Source organism: Nitrosomonas sp. Nm58, assembly GCF_900107335.1.
Lineage (GTDB): Bacteria > Pseudomonadota > Gammaproteobacteria > Burkholderiales > Nitrosomonadaceae > Nitrosomonas.
Genome location: NZ_FNPQ01000024.1, coordinates 25334 through 45332, shown reverse-complemented (window position 1 = coordinate 45332; position 19999 = coordinate 25334). Strand labels below are relative to the sequence as shown.

Annotated in this window: 18 protein-coding genes; 6 read left to right on the top strand and 12 right to left on the bottom strand. The window is 43.3% G+C overall.

What is annotated here, in order from left to right; genetic code table 11:
* Positions 1-270: 270 nt before the first annotated feature.
* Positions 271-1032, bottom strand: coding sequence for a hypothetical protein (locus BLW34_RS10140; protein WP_090579043.1), 762 nt, complete (start codon positions 1030-1032; stop codon positions 271-273).
* A 440-nt stretch (positions 1033-1472) separates the two neighbouring features.
* Here BLW34_RS10140 and BLW34_RS10135 point away from each other — a divergent pair, with 440 nt between their 5' ends.
* From BLW34_RS10135 to BLW34_RS10125, 3 genes are all read left to right on the top strand, one after another.
* Positions 1473-1898 (top strand): Fur family transcriptional regulator, encoded by a 426-nt coding sequence (locus BLW34_RS10135; RefSeq protein WP_090579040.1) that lies wholly within the window; start codon positions 1473-1475, stop codon positions 1896-1898.
* A gap of 54 nt (positions 1899-1952) precedes the next feature.
* Positions 1953-2315, top strand: a complete 363-nt coding sequence (locus tag BLW34_RS10130; protein ID WP_143037906.1) for a hypothetical protein — start codon at positions 1953-1955, stop codon at positions 2313-2315.
* 146 nt (positions 2316-2461) lie between these two features.
* On the top strand, positions 2462-4537 hold the full coding sequence (locus BLW34_RS10125; RefSeq protein WP_090579034.1) for a TonB-dependent receptor: 2076 nt from the start codon (positions 2462-2464) through the stop codon (positions 4535-4537).
* 59 nt (positions 4538-4596) lie between these two features.
* Here the strand turns inward: BLW34_RS10125 and BLW34_RS10120 are convergent, their stop codons facing one another.
* From BLW34_RS10120 to BLW34_RS10100, 5 genes are all read right to left on the bottom strand, one after another.
* Entirely contained in the window at positions 4597-4977 is a 381-nt protein-coding gene (locus tag BLW34_RS10120) for a SirB2 family protein (protein WP_090579032.1), read from the bottom strand.
* Positions 4977-5462 carry a hypothetical protein gene (locus BLW34_RS10115; RefSeq protein ID WP_090579029.1) on the bottom strand — a complete coding sequence of 162 codons (486 nt, stop codon included), beginning with the start codon at positions 5460-5462 and terminating at the stop codon, positions 4977-4979. The genes BLW34_RS10120 and BLW34_RS10115 overlap by 1 nt, the downstream gene beginning before the upstream one ends.
* A gap of 57 nt (positions 5463-5519) precedes the next feature.
* Positions 5520-5867: a SpoIIAA family protein gene (locus BLW34_RS10110; protein WP_090543994.1), complete on the bottom strand. Its 348-nt coding sequence runs from the start codon at positions 5865-5867 to the stop codon at positions 5520-5522.
* A gap of 67 nt (positions 5868-5934) precedes the next feature.
* Positions 5935-6786, bottom strand: a complete 852-nt coding sequence (locus BLW34_RS10105) for a DMT family transporter (RefSeq protein WP_090579027.1) — start codon at positions 6784-6786, stop codon at positions 5935-5937.
* A gap of 39 nt (positions 6787-6825) precedes the next feature.
* A complete protein-coding gene (locus BLW34_RS10100) occupies positions 6826-7932 on the bottom strand; it encodes an aromatic ring-hydroxylating oxygenase subunit alpha (RefSeq protein ID WP_090579024.1) in 1107 nt (368 codons plus the stop codon).
* A gap of 544 nt (positions 7933-8476) precedes the next feature.
* Between BLW34_RS10100 and BLW34_RS10095 the strand changes: the two genes are divergently transcribed.
* On the top strand, positions 8477-9604 hold the full coding sequence (locus BLW34_RS10095; RefSeq protein ID WP_256203736.1) for an adhesin: 1128 nt from the start codon (positions 8477-8479) through the stop codon (positions 9602-9604).
* Between the two features lie 129 nt (positions 9605-9733).
* Positions 9734-11920, top strand: coding sequence for a primosomal protein N' (locus BLW34_RS10090; protein WP_090579019.1), 2187 nt, complete (start codon positions 9734-9736; stop codon positions 11918-11920).
* A 399-nt stretch (positions 11921-12319) separates the two neighbouring features.
* On the opposite strand, the gene BLW34_RS10085 is transcribed toward BLW34_RS10090, so the two are convergent.
* The 4 genes from BLW34_RS10085 to BLW34_RS10070 all read right to left on the bottom strand — a co-directional run bounded on the left by BLW34_RS10085 (position 12320) and on the right by BLW34_RS10070 (position 16890).
* Positions 12320-12595 carry a hypothetical protein gene (locus tag BLW34_RS10085; protein WP_143037905.1) on the bottom strand — a complete coding sequence of 92 codons (276 nt, stop codon included), beginning with the start codon at positions 12593-12595 and terminating at the stop codon, positions 12320-12322.
* Positions 12596-12709: 114 nt separating this feature from the next.
* Positions 12710-13219, bottom strand: a complete 510-nt coding sequence (locus BLW34_RS10080) for a DUF1269 domain-containing protein (protein ID WP_090579014.1) — start codon at positions 13217-13219, stop codon at positions 12710-12712.
* 1081 nt (positions 13220-14300) lie between these two features.
* Positions 14301-15332: a cytochrome-c peroxidase gene (locus BLW34_RS10075; RefSeq protein WP_090579011.1), complete on the bottom strand. Its 1032-nt coding sequence runs from the start codon at positions 15330-15332 to the stop codon at positions 14301-14303.
* 214 nt (positions 15333-15546) lie between these two features.
* The gene (locus BLW34_RS10070) at positions 15547-16890 is read right to left on the bottom strand and encodes a hypothetical protein (protein WP_090579008.1); all 1344 of its coding nucleotides are present in this window, start codon (positions 16888-16890) and stop codon (positions 15547-15549) included.
* A 267-nt stretch (positions 16891-17157) separates the two neighbouring features.
* On the opposite strand from BLW34_RS10070, the gene BLW34_RS10065 reads away from it, so the two are divergent.
* Positions 17158-17538: an exosortase system-associated protein, TIGR04073 family gene (locus BLW34_RS10065; protein ID WP_090579004.1), complete on the top strand. Its 381-nt coding sequence runs from the start codon at positions 17158-17160 to the stop codon at positions 17536-17538.
* Positions 17539-17744: 206 nt separating this feature from the next.
* Here the strand turns inward: BLW34_RS10065 and BLW34_RS10060 are convergent, their stop codons facing one another.
* Positions 17745-19055, bottom strand: a complete 1311-nt coding sequence (locus BLW34_RS10060; RefSeq protein ID WP_256203735.1) for an MFS transporter — start codon at positions 19053-19055, stop codon at positions 17745-17747.
* 404 nt (positions 19056-19459) lie between these two features.
* On the bottom strand, positions 19460-19906 hold the full coding sequence (locus BLW34_RS10055; RefSeq protein WP_090579001.1) for a hypothetical protein: 447 nt from the start codon (positions 19904-19906) through the stop codon (positions 19460-19462).
* Positions 19907-19999: the final 93 nt, after the last annotated feature.

Genomic DNA, 19999 nt, shown 5'->3' with positions numbered 1-19999 from the left:
TCGATATGTTCGCATGCAATGACCCTGCAAACATTACCCCACATGCCACTACTAACCCCTTCAGCCATCCTCGGGCATCCATTCCTCTCTCCTTCTTATCTTATATTGTTATCCATTTACGCCCTTGCAAATACGCGCTACCCATCCCTCTCGATAGCCTGAGCATAAAACCACTACCTCTTATTCCTGTACTGAAACTCAGCAAGCCTACTTTCTCAACCACAGCTATGTCAAGAATTTTGGGTAAGAATTTATTACTTAGATATGAAATTATGATTTCCCAACCGTCTCTTTGCTTGGGCTTTTGCGTTGTAAAAAGAAGAAAGTTAGCCCCCCTGCTACGCCAAGCAAAAGCATGATCTCCAACATACCAAAACCGGAGCCATGACCACCATGCCCCCCATCTCCTCCAACATGCAGCGGAACGCGGACGACAGGACGAACAGTATCACCTTCCACCTTTTCCAGTAATATTACATATTGACCAAGCTCTTTCAGCTCTGTCGCAACAACAATAATTCCCGAAGGATACGTCTCGGGTGGCATATAAAAACCATGATGTTCACCAGCACCATGTGATACAGCTTTGTGCTCCTTATGTTTTTCTACATCATGCCCATCGTGGCTATTATGCTCATCATGTTCCATTTCATGATCTTTCTCTTTGCTAGCATTGCCAGGCGCAGCCACATCGCCGCGAGCTTCCCCATGTCCTTCATGCCCCGCCTTTACTAGACGCACGGCAAGCGGTATCTCACGAGCATTGGCAGGCAACTCAATCGTCACATTTACCTTTCCAATATTTGGCACATGATCGCAATATGAATGCATAGGAGGAATATTACCCTCTGGCACCTCATAAACGCTGACAGTTACAGGAAAATCTCCCGTCTCAACCTGACACCCTCCATGCCCAGCATGATGCCCTTCATGTGCGAGCATCAGCTGCGCATAAAGTGAAAATGCTGCTAATGACAATACTACTGCTACGCATAATTGCATAGCCCATCTATTACGTGAAGCCTTTCTCATACTTTCTCCAGATTCTTAATCTTAATCAATATGTAATCTGCTCAGCGACATTGCCCAGCATATTTGCTTGTGATTGTATAACAAAAAATTAAGGAAAGTCTGAATAAGTGCGTCAGCAAGAATGCAACAGGACGCGCAGCACATATAATTAGCCATACACATCAAACAGATAAAATTTAGAATGAATGCTACCCAATCTATAGCAATAGTGAATAGCCACTTATATTCAAAATTTTTTAAGAAGCAAAATATCAATCGCCAGAGATAAAAAATTCTGTCCAACAAAACAAAATATTTCTTATGCACCTAGAGATTAGGAAAAAATGAGATACATAAGGATTTGATTTTTTGAACGAACCTCATGACCGGCAAATTGCCATTGCATAAATTGATTTAATTGGACTATACTTAAATGCAACTAAGTTGCAAATACGCTCTCTATGCCAAACAATTTCCATGAAAAAGCCAAAGAGTTGGTTAGACATACTGGTGATCGCGCCACTCATCACAGAATCCGAACACTTGCCACTCTATTGGCAGAGCAGCATGCGCTTACTCATCGTGAAATTGAAGAGCGATTAAACGTGAAACAACAGCTGGATCGCGTAACGCTTTACCGAGTTCTTGAATGGATGAGCAAGAAAAATTTAGTACACAAAATAGCAGGAGATGATCGTGTATGGCGCTTCCGCGTCAATACGGAATTACACACGCATCAACACGCTCATTTCATATGTACACGATGCACCAAGGTAACATGCCTAGACGATCTCAAGATTAAACCTGGGCCCTCCTTACCACTTGGCTATTTACTCCATGAAATTGAATTAACGATTAAAGGATTATGTGCTGAATGCGCTTATTAGATTAACTATTCAAAAAATGGAATAACAACATTTCTCTGCAAAATGATCGCCCTCATGCCTCATAAAACTAGCATTCTAATTTTTTCATTATTATTATTTTCCATACCCATCTTACAAGCTGGGCATTTGCTGGCGCACTTCGAGGTATCACAAGTTGAAACAATCATAAACAGCCTAGATGAAATTGATGATGGTATTAATCACCACTGCTTTGATTGTTTAGTTCTAAAAGCATTGGGGCCTTTTTTGCTTTTTCTGAGTTTTCTTTTTTCCCAAAAATTTACTAGCCAGCCACTACCTGGTTATATCAACAAACTCGACTATTATAACGTTACCTCTGTTTACCATACCCGTGCCCCCCCTTTGATTTTCAAACTTTACCAGTATTTTGATCATGTAGCCTTAATCCAGCGCTGAGCCTGATTAAACAAAGCATTCTCGATTCGTAAAATCATTACCTAACAAAAAACTAACAGGGCCATCGTCCCCAATAATGCAACCTGGTTGCATTATTGGGCTCAGCAATTCTTCTAATGCTTAACCATAGATCATGTTTTATCAGTATGTTATCTTATAAATTTATAAAAAATAGGACCCCATACACAGACAACCAAAGAGTGCAATTTAGGTTAGCTATTATTGGTTTAGCTATCTTTAGCTTCAACAATGCTATTGCTCAAGCGGAAGAGGTCAATAAAACAACCCAACTCCCCGAAATCGTCATAACCTCGACACCATTTCAAGACCGTAGTGAGCTAAATATGGCTCAACCTACCGCTGTTTTACATGGAGACAACCTCCGTCGAAAGCGTGAGGTAAGTCTTGGTGATACTTTATCCACTGAACTTGGTGTAGCCTCAAGCTCATTTGGACCGGGTGCTGGCCGACCTATTATTCGCGCCTTAGATGGGCCACGCATTCGAGTGCTGGAAAACAGTGTTGGCACGCTGGATCTCTCCTCCCTGAGCCCGGATCATGCTGTCACTATCGAAACACTCAATGCTTCACAAATTGAAATTCTGCGGGGTCCAGCAACACTGCTTTATGGTGGCGGCGCAACAGGTGGCATAGTGAATGCTGTAACTGGTCGCATTCCCGGTCAATTGTTCAAATCGTTAAAGGGTAATTTTGAAGTCCGTGGAAATACTACCACTGAAGAAAGAACGGGATCTTTTAATGTTAATAGGAGTTTTGGTCAAACATCATGGAGTATCGGTGGTTTCAAGCGTAAAACAGGTGATTATCATATTCCTGGGCAAGCAAATATTAATCAGAGCGTTCATAACGAGAAGAATGTTGTTAGAAACAGTGCGGTTGATTCTCAAGGCCTGTCTGTCGGCGGCTCATACGTCGGCGAGAGAGGATTTTTCGGTGGATCTATCTCATTGCTGGAAAGTAAGTATGGTATCCCGACCCCCGAAAGATCCAGTATTGACTTAACACAAGCCCGTTATAACCTGGCTGGCGAACTAGACAGCCCTTTCACTGGTTTTGAGAGGCTCAAAGTACGTATGGGCTACAATGACTACAAACATGATGAACTTGAAAATAATAATGAGTTAGGTACTCGCTTTAAAAATCGAGAACTGGAAAGCCGGGCTGAGTTTCTGCATTCACCCATTGCAAATTTAAAAGGGTTATTCGGCATACAATTTCAGGATCGTACATTTTCTGCTTTGGGTGAAGAAGCGATCGTACCTGTTACAAAATCGCGCTCTACCGGACTTTTTCTTATCGAAGAACGCAACTGGGATAATTTTCGATTCGAATTTGGTGGACGATATGAATATGCCACCCGCGATCCACAAAATGATATCGACCAATCGCGCACATTCAGTCTTTTTAATGGCTCCGCAGGCACTTCCTGGAATTTTATAAAAGACTATAAGCTAGGATTAACGGCCACACACGGTCAACGCGCGCCAGCAATAGAAGAGCTCTATGTGAATGGCGCTCATCATGCCACAGGCACATTCCAGATTGGTGATAATGCCTTACGCAAAGAAGCGACCAACAATTTTGATTTATCCCTTAGCAAACCTTCCGGATTTGTGAAATGGAAGGTTAACGCCTTTTATAACCGGTTTAATAACTATATTTTTTTTAGAAACATCGATACTGATGGTGATGGCATTGCTGATCGTGTTGATGAAGATGGGGGATTAGATTCACAAGGTGAATTTCAAGCACTAGATATAGCTCAGACCGATGCCACATTTTATGGAGCAGAAGCGGAGGTCATTTTTACTCTCAAACCTGATAACCTAGACTTGCGCCTGTTTACAGATTATGTGCGTGGTAAATTAGATAAAAAGAACGGGAATGTACCTCGCACGACACCACAACGTTTCGGATTAGAACTAAACTACCAAATCGGCCCCTGGACCGCGAATCTAACTACGATACACGTTCTACGCCAAAACAAACGCGCAGAACTTGAAAGCAGCACTCCGGCCTATACGCTACTCAATCTTGAAGCTAGTTACCGAATAAAAGAAACTCAATCAAACGGTATCAGACTCTTTGTTCAAGGTAGAAATTTGCTTGATGAGGAAATACGCATTCATACCTCATTTTTAAAGAACTTTGCACCACAACCTGGAAGAGCTCTAGTAGCGGGAATAAGAGGTGATTTCTAGACATTACTCAATATCGAAAGATTCTTGCAAAGAGACTCAAGATGTCACATAAAGCTCAATTATAGGAATATTGCAGGATTCTTAGTTAGCGCAACCAGCACAATATAGAAGAATATTAGCTGAGCCATGATCCATGCACTCACCTTAACTATGCGGGTCTTACCAAATCTCAGTGCGACCATGCCCAGTCCAATATAAATAAGCAGCCCTACAACTTTTGCAGTTAGCCAAGAATCCACAAGCGGATTCTGTTGTATCAGGATAGCCAGCATGATTGCGCTGGAGAGCAGCACCGTATCAATGACATGCGGCATTATTTTTACCCAGCGCTGCTGCAATTGAGCTGATGCACGCATCATCCATATACCCCGAGTCAGAAATAACAAATAACTCAGCATGACGCTGGATATATGAACCAACTTTAATAGGGTATAACTCATCACCATTTCTCTAGGAAAAACCAACCATGGCTGCCTGCAACTGCACCCGCAACTGTAATAACACTAATACTCAATAAAAACCAGTGCAAACGCAGAATCAGTGCAAACGTCTTTTCCGGCTTGCTTTGCGCTCTGGCCTTAAACCATTTATGGAGTATCCATGGCTCCAGCACAAACAACATCAGCGTAAAAACAACCCATACCAATACCATGGCATGCATCCACCAGAAATGGAATTCAGCAAAACGATTCCAGCCATCGAGGATATACATCATGTAAAAACCGCTCAGCCCTACCAGCAATGTGGTGAAGCGCGCCTGAGCAGCAAAACGACTTTCAATATGCTCAAAGAAATCGACACGTTCTTCAGCTGATTTCATTTTTGCTACCGCAGGAAGCAAAACTGTCGTCACCATGGCGACGCCTCCAATCCAAAGCACTACCCCCAATACATGCAATACCCTGGCTAATACAAACTCATCCATACTGAATCATGCTTGCTTGAGCTTTTTCACGTAAAAATGCAGGCAGTAGCTTAAAATTTATTCGCCAGAAGTCCATTCCTTTGCTTCATCATAATCAGAAAAAACAACCACATCTGCATCGATGAACAAGTTTGACACCCAAGCACTCCATGCCTGCCATTGGTTATCAGTGACTACCGCAACCCGATTAAATTCGCTACCATGCTCGCGCATGAACTTGATTTCTTCCCATGCGACATCTACCGTGTAATTCACCATATCCCGCCAATCAAATAACAGATTTAACTGATCCTCAGAATGTGCCCGATATAGCACCTGGTCTTCAAATTCTTTATAGTCGCTCAAGGTAAATTCCCCGATTACAGCTACGATCATCAGATTATTGATTTTTTGAATAGTAATCATGTGCGTATTCCCCGATATAATGTATCTATTATAAATAATTGATTTTCAATATGTGAATAGCCTATTTCTATTGACTACGAACGCTAACTGGTGCAATTCTTAGGCTTAGCAAGCCACCTAACACAATCATCCCCATCCCCATCCAAGCAGAAATTGGCAGAATTTCATTCCAGAAAAAAGCATCCCACAACCCCGCAAATAATACCGTACTATATGCAAGCGCACCGACCACCATCGTTCTACCGACACGATAAGCCCGTGTGAGCGCCAGTTGTGCAAGTGTAGCTGTTATGCCAATCCCGACTAACAGCCATACGTTACTGGATGTAATAGCACTAAAGTTAGTTAACGATAACCACATACCAGTAATCACCGTACAAATCAAGGTAAAATAAAAAACCACCAGCCATTCAGACTCACCTAGCTTACCAAGCTGCTTCAAATTAAGATGTGCAACGCTTGCCAAAATACCCGAGATCAAACCGACTAATCCCGCCTGCCACTGATCTTCATGCAAAGAGGGACGTAGCAATAAAACCACTCCTATAAACCCGAGCACGACCGCCATAACCAACGCCCAATGCAAGTGCTCTTTTAAAATAATCGTCGCTAACAGCGCGAGAAATAACGGCCAAGTATTATTCAGTGACACCGCAGTTGCCAATGGAAGTTGCGTAATGCAATAAAAAAACAACAACAACCCACCAAGGCCGAATAACCCACGCCAGCAATGGATTTTCCAATGTTCAGTCGCCAATGAAACACGGCTGGCGCGCATAGCTAAATATGTTAATAGCAGGCCAAACAAAGAACGATAAAATACTAGTTCGATACTCGAAAAATGTGCAGCACCCAACTTTACCAGCAGACCCATGCAAGCAAACATGAAACCTGCCACGAGCATCCAAAGCGAGTCCATCAGTCATTAACCAATGAGAAATGCAAATCAGAACTACAGCTAGCGTAAGTAGGATCCTATCTCCCTTTGCAGGAAATTGTGAAAATGCGCCATGCCTGCTTCCATCGGCATTTGATATGGACCAAATTCATTGATATTCTGCTGATAAAGTGCACGGCGACCGTCCGTCATCAACCTGCAAATTTCTTCATCTTCTATTGCTGTTTCACAATAAGCAGCTTGCTCTGTCTCAATGAATTCTCGTTCAAACAAAGCAATTTCTTCCGGGTAATAAAATTCAATAACATTCATACAGCTCTCCACCCCAGTCGGCAAAATGGTACTAATGACAAGTGTATGGGGGTACCACTCAAGCATTACATTAGGATAATAGAGTAGCCAAATAGCACCATAAGACGGGAGTCGATTATCATCATACTGCAGCACCTGCTTGTGCCACCTGTCATAAACAGGTGTGCCCGCCCGATTGAACTCAGGGTTCACCCCCACTACCTGAACGTTATACCAATCACCAAATTCCCAATCAAGTTTATTTGTGTCGACAAAATGCCCCAAACCAGGATGATAGGGCTCAACATGATAGTCCTCTAAATAAACTTCAATAAACGTTTTCCAATTACATGTGTAACGATCTATTTGTACGCGATCCAACACATGATTGGAAAAATCAAAATCTTTAAGTACACTTAGATGCGTCATATCATGCATAACATTGCGCTCACCAGCAAACAACAGACCGTTCCAGGTTTGCAAGGTTGTTCTACCTAAATCAAGACAAGGATTTTTGTTAAAGTGCGGCGCTCCCAACAGCTTGCCATCCATCGCATAAGTCCAGCGATGGATAGGACAAACAATATTTCTGGCATTCCCACGTCCTTTCAGCAAGAGCGACTGACGATGGCGGCACACATTTGATAGCAGCTCGATTCCATTCTCATTGCGAACCAATACCTTGGCATCACTCATCCATTCCATAACATGGTAATCCCCAACATTAGGCACCATCAATTCATGCCCAATGTAACCAGGACCTCGATCAAACAATCGCTGTTTTTCCAATTCAAAAATATGTGGGCTAAAATACCAGTCAACAGGAAGTTGTTGGGGCTTCTCAGTCAATTGTGATACTTGCGCTAGACTAAACATATGAAATCATTTATTAATGTAACGTTAAACAGAGTTTGATGCCCAATTGACAAATCAAATACTCAGAAATTCAAAAAAATCAGTAAAACAGAAAATTGCGTCTATACTTACACTACTATAATAGGCGGATCGCTAATAGGTTTCGCCTTGAGGATTGTGATTGTAATAAGGCCTTACATCTCTGAGACTTAAATCTACATTATCCACTTATTCCATAAGATTACAATCTTGGGGTTATGCGGAAATCGCATGAATTGATTAAACATAATTTGGAAGAGTCATCTCAATGAAATTCAATCAACAAACAAAAAAAACTTGCATGCTTCTAGCAAGTGCATTCATTATCAGTCTTACCTCCTGCGATAGCAGCCAGGAATCTGTAAACGTCAAAAGTAAAACTACGCTTAAAGGACCTACCACCGGGATACTCACCAACACTGCACCCGTTGCAGGTGTTTCCTATATTGCCTCCTCTGGTTCGACTGGTATCACTGATGCGCAAGGTGTTTTTCGTTACAATCATGGCGATAATGTTAAATTCAAGTTGGGTGAACTGGTCATCGGTGATATTGAAGCATCGGCTATCGTTACGCCTATAGAACTGGCTGCAGGTAATGAGAACAAACTAAAAAATCTGCTTATCCTGCTGCAATCCCTCGATTCAGATGACAACCCAGCAAATGGAATTTCCATTCCGGCAGAAGCAGCCTCTGCTGTTAAGTCCACACTCAATCTCGAAGCTGATCCAGCCACATTTGCTGACACTGCTACGCTCCAAGCTGCTCGAGAATCTGCGGGTATACCTGGTGAGATTAAATCTGTGGAAGAAGCAAGTGAATACTTCCTCTCTCAAGGAGTTACCCTGCTTAGCAGCCACATCTGGGTAAAATACGACAATCAAAGCGCAAGCATCATACATATCGCTGAAAATGGAAGTGGTGAATACTTGCAGGGCGAGGCCACAGCAGATGACTCTTGTGATGAAAATCGCATATGTGGTGGTAGCACCATTATCAAAGCTGGGGTGGAATATGGGATCACACGCGCCGAGGAATTCGATACCAGAGGATTTAAGCTTACTGGATCACCTTCAATCGATACCAACCTACGAGCTGGTTTATCGCATCCGCGCCCTACCTGGAGAATCCATACTAATGGTGATGAACTCATCATTTCGGATATCATAGTTGCACAAAGGGAAAGGCAGCAAAGCGGCCTCTTCGGCGAGCTCTTTCACATTTCACGCCCAATCGAGCTCAGCTCAGATGATGAGCCCATTCCAACTGAGATCAAGGAAAAACGATATGCCAAAATGGATAATGTAACTAATGGGATTGTTGGCGCATGGGGATTGAACAAAGATACTGTAAAATCAAAATTATTTCTGTTCTTTCCTAATAGCAGATTTATGCTAATCGATCCTACAGGACAAACTTATCAATCCGAGGAATCAAAATGCGGAACGCCAGGTGTTGAGTTTGCTTCGTATGCTTTTGATTCCAGCACGAAAGCCTTGAAAATATCAAGCTTTATTTATGATACCAACGGTTGCGTTGGCTTCTCAGATAGTTCTGATAAATCGATTTCATTTGACATTAGCTCGGATGGTAATACCGCAACCCTAACCACGCAAGGCGAAGCCCCTGTGATCTTGTACAGGGCATCAAACTAATTTCGCAAGCCCCCATTTAAAAGAAAAGCAAACTTCTAAAACTTGCATTAGTCGGCGAGAGTGTGAACGCAACTCTCGCCGCTTTCTCAGGCCTACAACATCATCACCCATGTCTGAGGAATTCATCAAATGATGATCATCCGTGTCGCACTCGATATTCCAATCGATAGCCTGTTTGATTACATCGCTCCAGATGCAACGCAACAAGATATCGGTTTACGCGTGCGCGTTCCTTTTGGTAAAAAAATCATGATAGGCATCATCATGGCCCTATCCAATGATACCCAAGTTCCGCATGACAAACTGAAGCAAGCTGAAGCTATTTTGCGGGATATTCCTCCCTTGCCTGCTGCACTCATGGAATTATTTGAGTTCTGTAATCATTATTACCATCATCCGATCGGAATGGTCATCATGAACGGATTGCCCACACGATTGCGCAGCATTAAGCCCCTCCCACAACGATCTATCAAGCCATCATTCCTATTCCGTTTAACTGATACAGGCCAAGCAACAGCACTTTCTTGCATCTCTGGCCGAAATAAAATTAAACAGCGCCTGCTTGCTCGACTTAAAGAAGTGGACAACATCGGTAGTGAAGAAGCAAAGCGGCTCTCTCCGCGTGCTTTGAAGTTATTGCAAGAATTTTTAGTTCAAGGATGGGTAGAAAAGGTTCTAGTGGAACTGGAATTCACATTAAATGCTCCTTCTACTCTCCAGCTCACAACCGAACAAATCACAGCAATCAATGCTATTCAAGCGGAAATAGGCACATTCAACACCTGGTTACTCCATGGCGCCACAGGCAGCGGCAAGACCGAGATTTATCTACAAGTAACTTCAATGCTGCTAAAACAAGGACAGCAGGTACTCATCCTGGTTCCTGAGATCAACCTTACTCCGCAACTAGAAGCAATTTTCCGGTCACGCTTCCCCGCTACGCATCTGGTCAGCCTACACAGCAAACTCAATCCTTCCGAGCGCATAAGTGGCTGGCTACAGGCACAACGAGGTGAAGCAGGCATTATCCTTGGAACACGCTTAGCCATCTTTACGCCATTGCCCAGGTTAGGTTTAATTATCGTAGATGAGGAGCACGATCATTCATTTAAGCAGCAGGATGGATTACGCTACTCAGCACGTGATGTCGCGGTTTTTCGTGCAAAACAAGCCAATATCCCCGTCATCTTGGGCTCTGCCACACCTTCACTGGAAAGCTATTACAACGCCATGATCGGTCGATATCGCAGGTTGCGTTTATATACCCGCGCAGCGAAGAACGCCACACTCCCAACCATACGTTATATCAATACCAACGCTATTCAGCTCAAAGAAGGGCTATCTGAGCCACTGCTCATTGCACTGGAAAACTGCTTAACCCAAAAACAGCAAAGCATGGTTTTTATCAATCGCCGCGGTTATGCACCGGTATTATTATGCAAATCCTGCGCATGGCTTGCGACCTGTTCGCGCTGCTCCAGTCGTCTCGTTGTACACTTGACACAAAAAAGCTTACGCTGCCATTACTGTGGTCATAAGGAACACCTTCCACCCGCCTGCCCTCAATGTGGTGACCAGGATCTCATGTCGTTTGGTCATGGTACTCAACGGATTGAAGCTGCATTGGCAAAATTTTTTCCTGAAGCACGCATTCTTCGCGTCGATCGTGACAACATCCGTCGCAAAGAAGCCTGGCAATCCATATTAGCTGCGATCCATGAACAACGGGTAGATATTTTGATAGGCACCCAACTTCTGGCGAAAGGGCATGATTTTCCTAATCTGTCCTTGGTAGGTGTGCTAAATGCTGATGCTTCCTTATATAGCACCGATTTTCGTGCAGAAGAACGGTTGTTTGCGCAACTGATGCAAGTTGCCGGACGAGCAGGCCGTGCGGAAACTGCTGGAGAGGTCCTCATTCAGACCGAGTTTCCCGATCACCCTCTATACCATGCACTAAGACATCACGATTACGATGCTCATGCACAAATACTGCTAAAAGAAAGGGAAATCACTCATTTTCCTCCCTATTCCTATCAAGCGCTCCTTAATGCCGAAGCACCCCAAATTGACACCGCCATGGACTTCCTCACACTGGCGATCACACTCATCAAACCTACGGAGCAAATAGAAATATTCGATCCGGTTCCTGCGCAAATGGCACGGCTAAAAGGGCTAGAGCGTGCACACCTACTCATACAGTCCCACTCTCGCAAGAGATTGCAGGCATTTCTCAGCGACTGGTATATAAAACTCTGCAAATTCCCCAACCGTAAAGTACGCTGGACTTTGGATGTTGATCCAACAGAATTTTGAGTGAAATCAGGCTCGATTTGACATACTCAAATCATTAAAAATGATCATCAGAAAAGATTACTAGACCAATAACCTTAGAAAACCTTCTAAAATTATGAGAGGATAGAAGCATCCCCTCATTGTTAATTTGACATTTAATTCACTCAGTACACTGACATTATCCCAGCCAATCTGGTCAGGTTGTACCTCCTGCTAGCGTAATCGATACATTGAGCACCAAAGTTGATGTTGATGACAAAATCCTCACCTTCAATAAGGATATCTGTAATAAAACTAACCAGATGCCCCTTTGACATTAAGCCAAGGTCAGTATATCGAATACCAACAAATCTCCCTCCAGCAAGCTAGAATCTTCAATACACAAATGTTCAGCTTCATGGAAAACAACATATTTTCCTCTTATCCACCACGACAATCTCCCCCTTCCCGTACAATGATAAAATCATCACCACTCGTACGGCAATCTTCCCCTTTACGTACCACGATAAAATCATCACCACTCGTGGGAGAAAATCTGAGCATCTCGGTAAGTTTGAGAGTGGCTCCAGTATTGAGTCCAAAAACAGTAGTTACCTGGTCATTTTCAATATCCAGCTGGAAAGCCTTATGGCCCTCACTATTGGATGAATCATCGTTAACGTCATGATTAAGATCATCATTGATCAAACTCATCATCGCCTCCTTTTATGTGTCAATAAGCGTTACTGGAATCAAAGCTCTATTTGGCTCCTTTGATATTAGATCTCAGATGATTTTCGCAATCAGATAATGCTCCTCTTGATTATTACTTTAAGGAAATGCAGGTATTTTGGGTTCTGTACTTTCGATTTCCACCTCGGGCAGATGTTGTTTTACACGCTCCTCGATCTCATCCACTCGATCGGATGGCACATCAGCTAATACCAAGAAATGGCCTGCTTCTATCGCGTCTTCGAACTCTTTAATTCGTCTGTTGCCCACACTCATTCCTACTAAGCCACTTACCCATGCACCAATACCCGCACCTGCAAGCGCAGTTGCAAGCAAGATACCACCTGCAACCACTGTTGAAGCAGGAGGAAGAACGACGGCAACCAGTCCAGCAAGCACACCTGTCGATCCACCAAGCGCCATTCCTTGCTGCACCGCCGGAATAAAATCACTCTTCTGCAAGAGGCTGGCTTCAGGCAGCTCCTCGAGCGGAGTGCCGCGCTTGGCAATTACATGAATGTGTTTCTCTTCGACTCGCGCCAAGAGCAGTTCGTCAACGACACGCCTAGTCACACCAATGCTGGGAACAAGAAAATAGATTCGTCGCATGATAACCTCCTAAAATTTAGGTTAATCAATACTACTCGTGTTTAATTGCATTATTCGCCACCTACTTTCAGGTAATAATTTCATTCATAACAAATAGTTAATTCAATCTTTACCCGACCAGTTCAATAAGCAAAACAAAGCTGATCGGTATCTGAAGCGGAGCAAAAACAAAGGATCAAATCAATTCCGCTCCCTTGCATTAGAATGCTAAGAGATAACAGATAAGCAGGCAATAATGCAAATGCATACAATTTTTATCTCTCAGTGGCAAAAACATCAAAAAAACAGCCCATGTGAAGCGGCTGCTTCGATTCTTTTTGCTTGACCAAGATCTGAAAGAATTGAATGGAGGAAAGGCACAATATCGATTTTTCGGAAATCAAAAGTTTTACAAGTGATAACTTTTGGTTATTTGACTTTTGTATATCGATGGTAGGATTAGTTAAGTAAATAATCTAAGGGAGACCTTTGCAAAAGTCCTTTTCTTGGTTACTAATTCATCGTTTTTATTAATATTAGATTTTTGAAAATAGGGTTTTGCAAAGGTCTCTAAGGATAGATTCCGCATCAAGAGAAAGCCAACAAACATTATGGCCAGCTCATGTTTAAATATAATATGCTGTCACTTTTAGGCAGTACTAGCTTATTACTCTTTTAAGAGATTAACAAAAATAAGCCTGGCCTAGCCAGATCAATAGGAAGGTTTCTTTGAAAAAGCAAAAGAGCTGCTACCTCGCTGCAATTTATCGGAGACAACAAGAGCGACATATGGCGACGGCTCAGGTAATTTCAGCTATATGGGTAGTTTCTCGTACTATTTGTTGGCAGAGGAAGAGTAGTATATAACACCGTCCTTTCAAGAAACAACTGTAAGTGACTGATTATACGAGATATAAAAATTATCCATTTTACCAACTTCATCATGTTTCTTCCAAACGCCTTGCGGTCGAAGGCCGATTACTACGCTAAATAGCGATGTTGCCAGTTATTAAAACCTGACATAAATTAGCGCGCCTTGTAACAAGCCATGCTATATACCCCCTCTTCTGCTCCGCATATCATCCAACCCAATTTTCCAGATTTAATCCTTATCTTTATCGGTCAAGGATCCTAAAAATGCTTTCACATCTCTAATAAACCCATCGCCAACTTGTTGACCAAGTTGATGCTTTGCCATCAATCGAATCACTTCATCGAGTGTTTCAATGGAACCATCATGAAAATAAGGGGCTGTTTTAGTAATATTTCTAAGGCTGGGCACTTTAAATACTTTTTTGTCACTCTCGATCCCGGTAACCTCATACCGCCCCATATCAGCCGTTTCATAAGATTCGACAAGACCCAATTTCTTGAATGAGTTACCGCCAATAACGGCGCCATTGTGGCAATTGATACACCCCATATGGATGAACTTTTTCAGACCTCTTTTCTCATCCTCCTTCAGTGCATTTTCGTCACCCTTAAGAAAATCATCAAACCGGGAAGGCGTGAGCAGTGTTCGCTCAAAGGCCCCAATTGCCTTACCCACATTTTTGTGCTGGAAGGGATCCTTCTCATCTTTAAAAGCTTGTGGAAAGAGATCTTTATATTCATCGATTTTCTTCAATTTGTTGATAACGGCTGCTTCATTCGGCATACCCATTTCAACTGGATTCAATATTGGGCCAAGCGCTTGTTCTTCGACATCCTTCGCGCGCCCATCCCAGAACTGGGCGATATGTAGCGCTGCATTAAGTGTGGTTGGAGAATTCCTGCCGCCGCGTTTACCTTCATGACCTGGCGATGTCGGCTCATTATCCACACCGAACTTATTGAGCTGATGACAAGAGTTACAAGCAATCTTATCATTGACTGAAAGCCTCGGATCCATGTAAAGCATCCTGCCGAGTTTGATCAAAGTTGCATTCTTTTTCTCGTCGATAATCGAGGCAGGCAGTGGCTCAAAAAATTGCTTCAGGGTGGTTGCATCCAACCCGTGGCTATTACCATGCATACCGCCATAGTGCATTCCTTCATGATGACTACCATCGTGCATTTTACCTTGATGACCCTGTCCACCTTGGGCGTATACATGGGTACTTAAAACAAGTGCCAGAAATAAGATCAGTTTCATATAACCTCCATTTATTATGAGTAGGTAAGTAGGTAGATAGAATACCAGCCATCATTACCGAATAAGTAAGCGGCAAACTTATATCTCAGGAAAATCATTAGAAAGCTGGCCGTTGCTTATTTGATCCAATGGCAAGATTGGTCACTTCATTGTATACCCAACCCATATTTCTTACATCTCCAACAAGCACGTTCAAAAGATCTGATCAAAATAATTACTTGGCAATGGTGATGGGTAAGCCAAGGGGTTTTGCATCAGTAACTGTCATACGGAATAAAATGTAGAGTAACTGGAAAGCATTCATATTCCAGTGAGCGTTTGGCCCCACCATGTTTACTGCATAAAACTGACCATGCGAGTATGCTGACAGCACGTTTTTGGGAGGCTGCGTGCCTGAAATGATTAATTCCAACGTATTGAATGGATTCTCATCCCTAACAATAAGCGGTGTGCGCGGATCTTTCTCGACATGGTATTCCGGCTCTTCCCCAAGCGCATGGCTGAGAAAATTGAGAATGGCATGAAAGCTCCTCAAACGAAAAACACCTCTGATCGGCCACTCTCCTCCTGGGTACCCCGGACGAATATCAAAAGCAACATCATTTTCAACCCAAGGATTGGTCAAATCATATAAATCTGTACGTTCTTCACAACACAGAGTATTAGGATCATAGTTAGTGATGAGAATAGGCCCCAACGCTTGTTTGCTAAGCGTATAAGTACCTTCCTCCTGGCTGTAGCGGACAGTAAATTCCTTTTCTAAAGACTGAAAGCCTTCTGCTGAAACAGCACTTGCTGGGATAGTCCAGCTACGCTCAAATATCAACGGTTCCGCATACAGTTGCTTCTGATCCTGAATCGCTGAGAGATGGAGCACGACGCGACGGAACATCTCGTAGTCAGCTCGATCCGACGGGTTGTTATGATAGGTGATTTGTTGCCGCAGACGGAGACGGCGCTCCTGTTCCTTATTATCTGGAGCTGGCGTATTGTTATAGTCAGCCTGACGCTCTGCATCGCGATGGAAGTGGTAACGATAACCTGGTCGTTCCTCAGCATTCTTGTTGTGAGTAGCGTGAGCATTGATAGGCTGCTCTGGATGCTGTAGCCTTACTTCCTGCGCCATCATCCGCAGCATCATGTCCACATCAAATTGTTGTCGAAGCAACAACGTTAGTTTGTGCTGGTCGAATGGAGTGAGGAGTCGTCGAGTAAATTCTTCACCTGAGATTGGATCAATACTGAAAGTAGGGTTTTCAGAAATACTACCGCCAAATATCGGGACCAGCATGCCCCCTCTATCCCCTGTTAGGGCAGGCGTAGCACCCGCATTTGCACTGAAATTGAAAGTAGCCGCAATAGCCGATACTCTGGTGAAATGGAGAGGTTGATGATGCTGGGCGCGGGCAATATTGACGAGTAACTGCTTGGCATCCGTATTGACAACAGCTTCATCATAAGCCATCACCGCGCGGTTGAGCGTGATGGGTGATAAACAACCGGAAAGTGCAAAAATAAATAAGACACACAAATGTAAGCGACATATTAGCTGTTTCATGGATGATGTGATGCGTGTGGCTATCGACTCAAATTTAGCATTTTGCAAGTAACACAGATACGGTGCAATCAGTAATGTATTGTTATACAAAGATTCTATAAGAAGCCCGAGTAAAGAAGCAGTCTTAACTTACGTTAAGATTTTCAATGTAATGAAAAGACGCTAGATTGATTGCACATTTCTAGTGTACATATCTTCTTGATAAGAATTAAAATCAGCATGAATCCCTAACAACACACTTAACACCACACATCACAGGAGAAAGCAATGAAAAAATTAGCAAGACTGCTTCTGTTACTCTCTGCATTATTCTTTCTATCATCTCAATCGGCCATAGCGCAAAGCTATACCATGTATGGTGAGAGAATGGAACAGAGTTATCCAACCATGGCGGGTGAAAAACTCATGAATGGTATCGTTAATGCAGCGACTGGTTTTGTGGAGCTTCCCAAAACGATGATCCTGACCAGCCAACGCGATGGTGTGCCCTATGGTTTAACGGTGGGACTGCTCACTGGTCTTATACATACAGTTGGCCGTACAGTATTGGGCGCATTGGATGCTGCAACGTTTTTCATTCCTACGCGCCCAACCGTTTACCCACCCTATATCTGGCAAGATTTTGATAGAGAAACGACTTATGGCTGAGTATCAAGCTGATTAACAGCTTCACAGGTCGTTGAAACGAAGAGAATAAGTCCATCGCGACCGTTTTTACGACCTGTGATGTGTGAGAAAATAGAAGATTGAAAATACTTCCAGCTTCTCCTCATGAAAGCATTTATCAATCTTGAATAATTCTGATCAATTATTCAAGATCCCAAAATAAAAGCCCCTAAAGAATCATTATTTCCCTATTTCTCAGGACCATGCAATGCAGCCTCTTGTCCCCGCTGCACGTTCACCTGCGTTAGAATCACCAAGCCAATAAGAAAATAGCTACCTGTTATCAGCATAGCGAGACGATGATCGCCGTGTGATATCCAACTGACTAAGCCATAGGTAATTGGGCCCAAGATAGATGATGCCTTTACCGCCAATCCCCACAGTCCGAAGAATTCCCCGCGTCGGGAAGAAGGGCTGAATAATCCGACCAATGCCCGCCCAGCAGATTGGGAGGCGCCTAGGCACAAACCAGCGATATTCGCGGCTAGCCAGAACATAGCAGAACTCTCAGCCATCCAAGCCAGCAAAATCATAATAATCCAACCAATGAGTGTTAGTCCGATAGTAGGGATATGACCTAATTTATCCTGCAGGTTGCCAAAGACAAATGCGCCCAGCGCAGCGGTAATGTTGATTAATAGGACTAGCAATATCGTGTCACTCGTGTTAAATCCCATCGCTTGCTGAGCATAGATTGCTGCTAATGCGATCACTGCCTGAATACCTGCCTGGTAGAAAATGAGGCAGGCCAGAAAGCGCGCCAGATCCTGGTAATAGTGGACATGTTTGAGTGTGTCGCCCAATCGTGCAAAAGCCTCCTTTATGACAAGATTACCGACAAGATGCGGCTGCGGCGACGCTCGTTCTTTCAGGTAAAGAAAGGTAGGGATACAAGCCATGGCAAAAATGACTGCAGTTATCAACATCGTGACCGGTACGAATTGACTTGCCTCTTGTCCTTGATCTTGCGCCCATGTCACATAAGCCAGCGAGCACCCGAGACTGAATAAACCGCCTATATAACCTAGACTCCATCCCCACCCAGATACTTTCCCCAATGCCTTGCTTTGCGCCAACTCGGGCAGAAAGGCAGCTATCAGATTTTCACCACTACCAAAGAAAAAGTTAGTAAGAATAATGAGTATGATTGCTAACCACAAATCACCTGGTCCAGCAAAGTAAAGTAATGCTGTAAACAGAACACAGCCAACCGTTGTCAGGAGAAGCAAGCGTTTCTTCGTAGCGTAAGCATCGGCATATGCGCCTAGTGCTGGCGCGCTCAGAATAATGAGGATATAAGAGACTGCCAATGACGCTGTCCATGCAAATGTTCCCCAATTCTGATTACCCGCCACAACCGCCACAAAATAGGCGTTGAAAATAGCAGTGATAACGACAGTGGTATAGCCAGAATTAGCAAAGTCGAACATTGCCCAGGACCAGACTTCGCGCCGACTTACACCTTCAGCGAGATATTGTGATTCTTTTTTCGGAGTCATGTAAAAACGATATAGATTTTTTCTTGCAAGAATTTTTGCATGCGCCCATTATCGGCTGAAAATTGATTACAAGACGACAATCTCACCTGCACGCTATTGCATTATCGCAAAATTTGGCACGGGCATGAATCCTTAGAAATTTTAAACTTCAGGAATAACAAGAGCTAAGAAGATTATTCTCTGCCGACCCAATCAACATTGATCCCCTTCTATCCCGCTAAATGCTGGTATGCTAACGGTGAGGTTTCGTAAGCCTGCCGAATTTGAGCGATCGTATAAACCATGGGGGATAACGGAAGCAAATTTTCACGATTTTGAGGCGCATAGCGGGATAACTAAAAATAGGGGGGAATATGAGCCACTATTCCCGCTGCGCTATAGCTTATCTCAAACCCGATAGCCTCCTAGGCCCACCCGATATTCAGATCCGGTAAAACATCAGCATGCTGATGCAACCTTCGATTAGCTGAGCGTAGGATACCCAGCAAACAGATCATTTGAGAGCGAAATTCCTCCCCAGAAGTCAGCCGGTACCATTCATCGCCATCAGGATCTTCTTCATCGAGACTGCGCCAGAAGAGATTATCGAAGCTCCTGTAAGAAACGGGCCGTCCCGCAAGCAGCTCACTCTTGATTTCATCAATCCAAGCATGACGCCTGCTGATCAAACCTTCAGCACCTTTATGAACGACAACGGAAAGATAATCATAAAGATCTATCGTACTGCCAATCTTAGCAAGTTCAGGAATTCGCTGGCCGGCCATGACATCGCTAACCAGGTCACGCAGGGCTATTGTTGAAATCTCAAGACTAACACCTGTTTTCAGTAAATGAATTTTATCGATATACATTTTCAGAAAAAATAAACCGTCACTAATCAATTATCCGATTAGAAATTTTTACTAAGGTTCATTTTTTATTGAAAAAGGTGTTGCTCATAAAAA

Coding starts and splice junctions, on each gene's coding strand:
- BLW34_RS10120 (WP_090579032.1), bottom strand. CDS start 4,977: ATGAGTTATACCCTATTAAAGTTGGTTCATATATCCAGCGTCATGCTG.
- BLW34_RS10140 (WP_090579043.1), bottom strand. CDS start 1,032: ATGAGAAAGGCTTCACGTAATAGATGGGCTATGCAATTATGCGTAGCA.
- BLW34_RS10100 (WP_090579024.1), bottom strand. CDS start 7,932: ATGTTTAGTCTAGCGCAAGTATCACAATTGACTGAGAAGCCCCAACAA.
- BLW34_RS10075 (WP_090579011.1), bottom strand. CDS start 15,332: ATGAAACTGATCTTATTTCTGGCACTTGTTTTAAGTACCCATGTATAC.
- BLW34_RS10060 (WP_256203735.1), bottom strand. CDS start 19,055: ATGACTCCGAAAAAAGAATCACAATATCTCGCTGAAGGTGTAAGTCGG.
- BLW34_RS10115 (WP_090579029.1), bottom strand. CDS start 5,462: ATGGATGAGTTTGTATTAGCCAGGGTATTGCATGTATTGGGGGTAGTG.
- BLW34_RS10085 (WP_143037905.1), bottom strand. CDS start 12,595: ATGATGAGTTTGATCAATGATGATCTTAATCATGACGTTAACGATGAT.
- BLW34_RS10125 (WP_090579034.1), top strand. CDS start 2,462: ATGTTATCTTATAAATTTATAAAAAATAGGACCCCATACACAGACAAC.
- BLW34_RS10110 (WP_090543994.1), bottom strand. CDS start 5,867: ATGATTACTATTCAAAAAATCAATAATCTGATGATCGTAGCTGTAATC.
- BLW34_RS10130 (WP_143037906.1), top strand. CDS start 1,953: ATGCCTCATAAAACTAGCATTCTAATTTTTTCATTATTATTATTTTCC.
- BLW34_RS10065 (WP_090579004.1), top strand. CDS start 17,158: ATGAAAAAATTAGCAAGACTGCTTCTGTTACTCTCTGCATTATTCTTT.
- BLW34_RS10080 (WP_090579014.1), bottom strand. CDS start 13,219: ATGCGACGAATCTATTTTCTTGTTCCCAGCATTGGTGTGACTAGGCGT.
- BLW34_RS10090 (WP_090579019.1), top strand. CDS start 9,734: ATGATGATCATCCGTGTCGCACTCGATATTCCAATCGATAGCCTGTTT.
- BLW34_RS10070 (WP_090579008.1), bottom strand. CDS start 16,890: ATGAAACAGCTAATATGTCGCTTACATTTGTGTGTCTTATTTATTTTT.
- BLW34_RS10055 (WP_090579001.1), bottom strand. CDS start 19,906: ATGTATATCGATAAAATTCATTTACTGAAAACAGGTGTTAGTCTTGAG.
- BLW34_RS10105 (WP_090579027.1), bottom strand. CDS start 6,786: ATGGACTCGCTTTGGATGCTCGTGGCAGGTTTCATGTTTGCTTGCATG.
- BLW34_RS10135 (WP_090579040.1), top strand. CDS start 1,473: ATGCCAAACAATTTCCATGAAAAAGCCAAAGAGTTGGTTAGACATACT.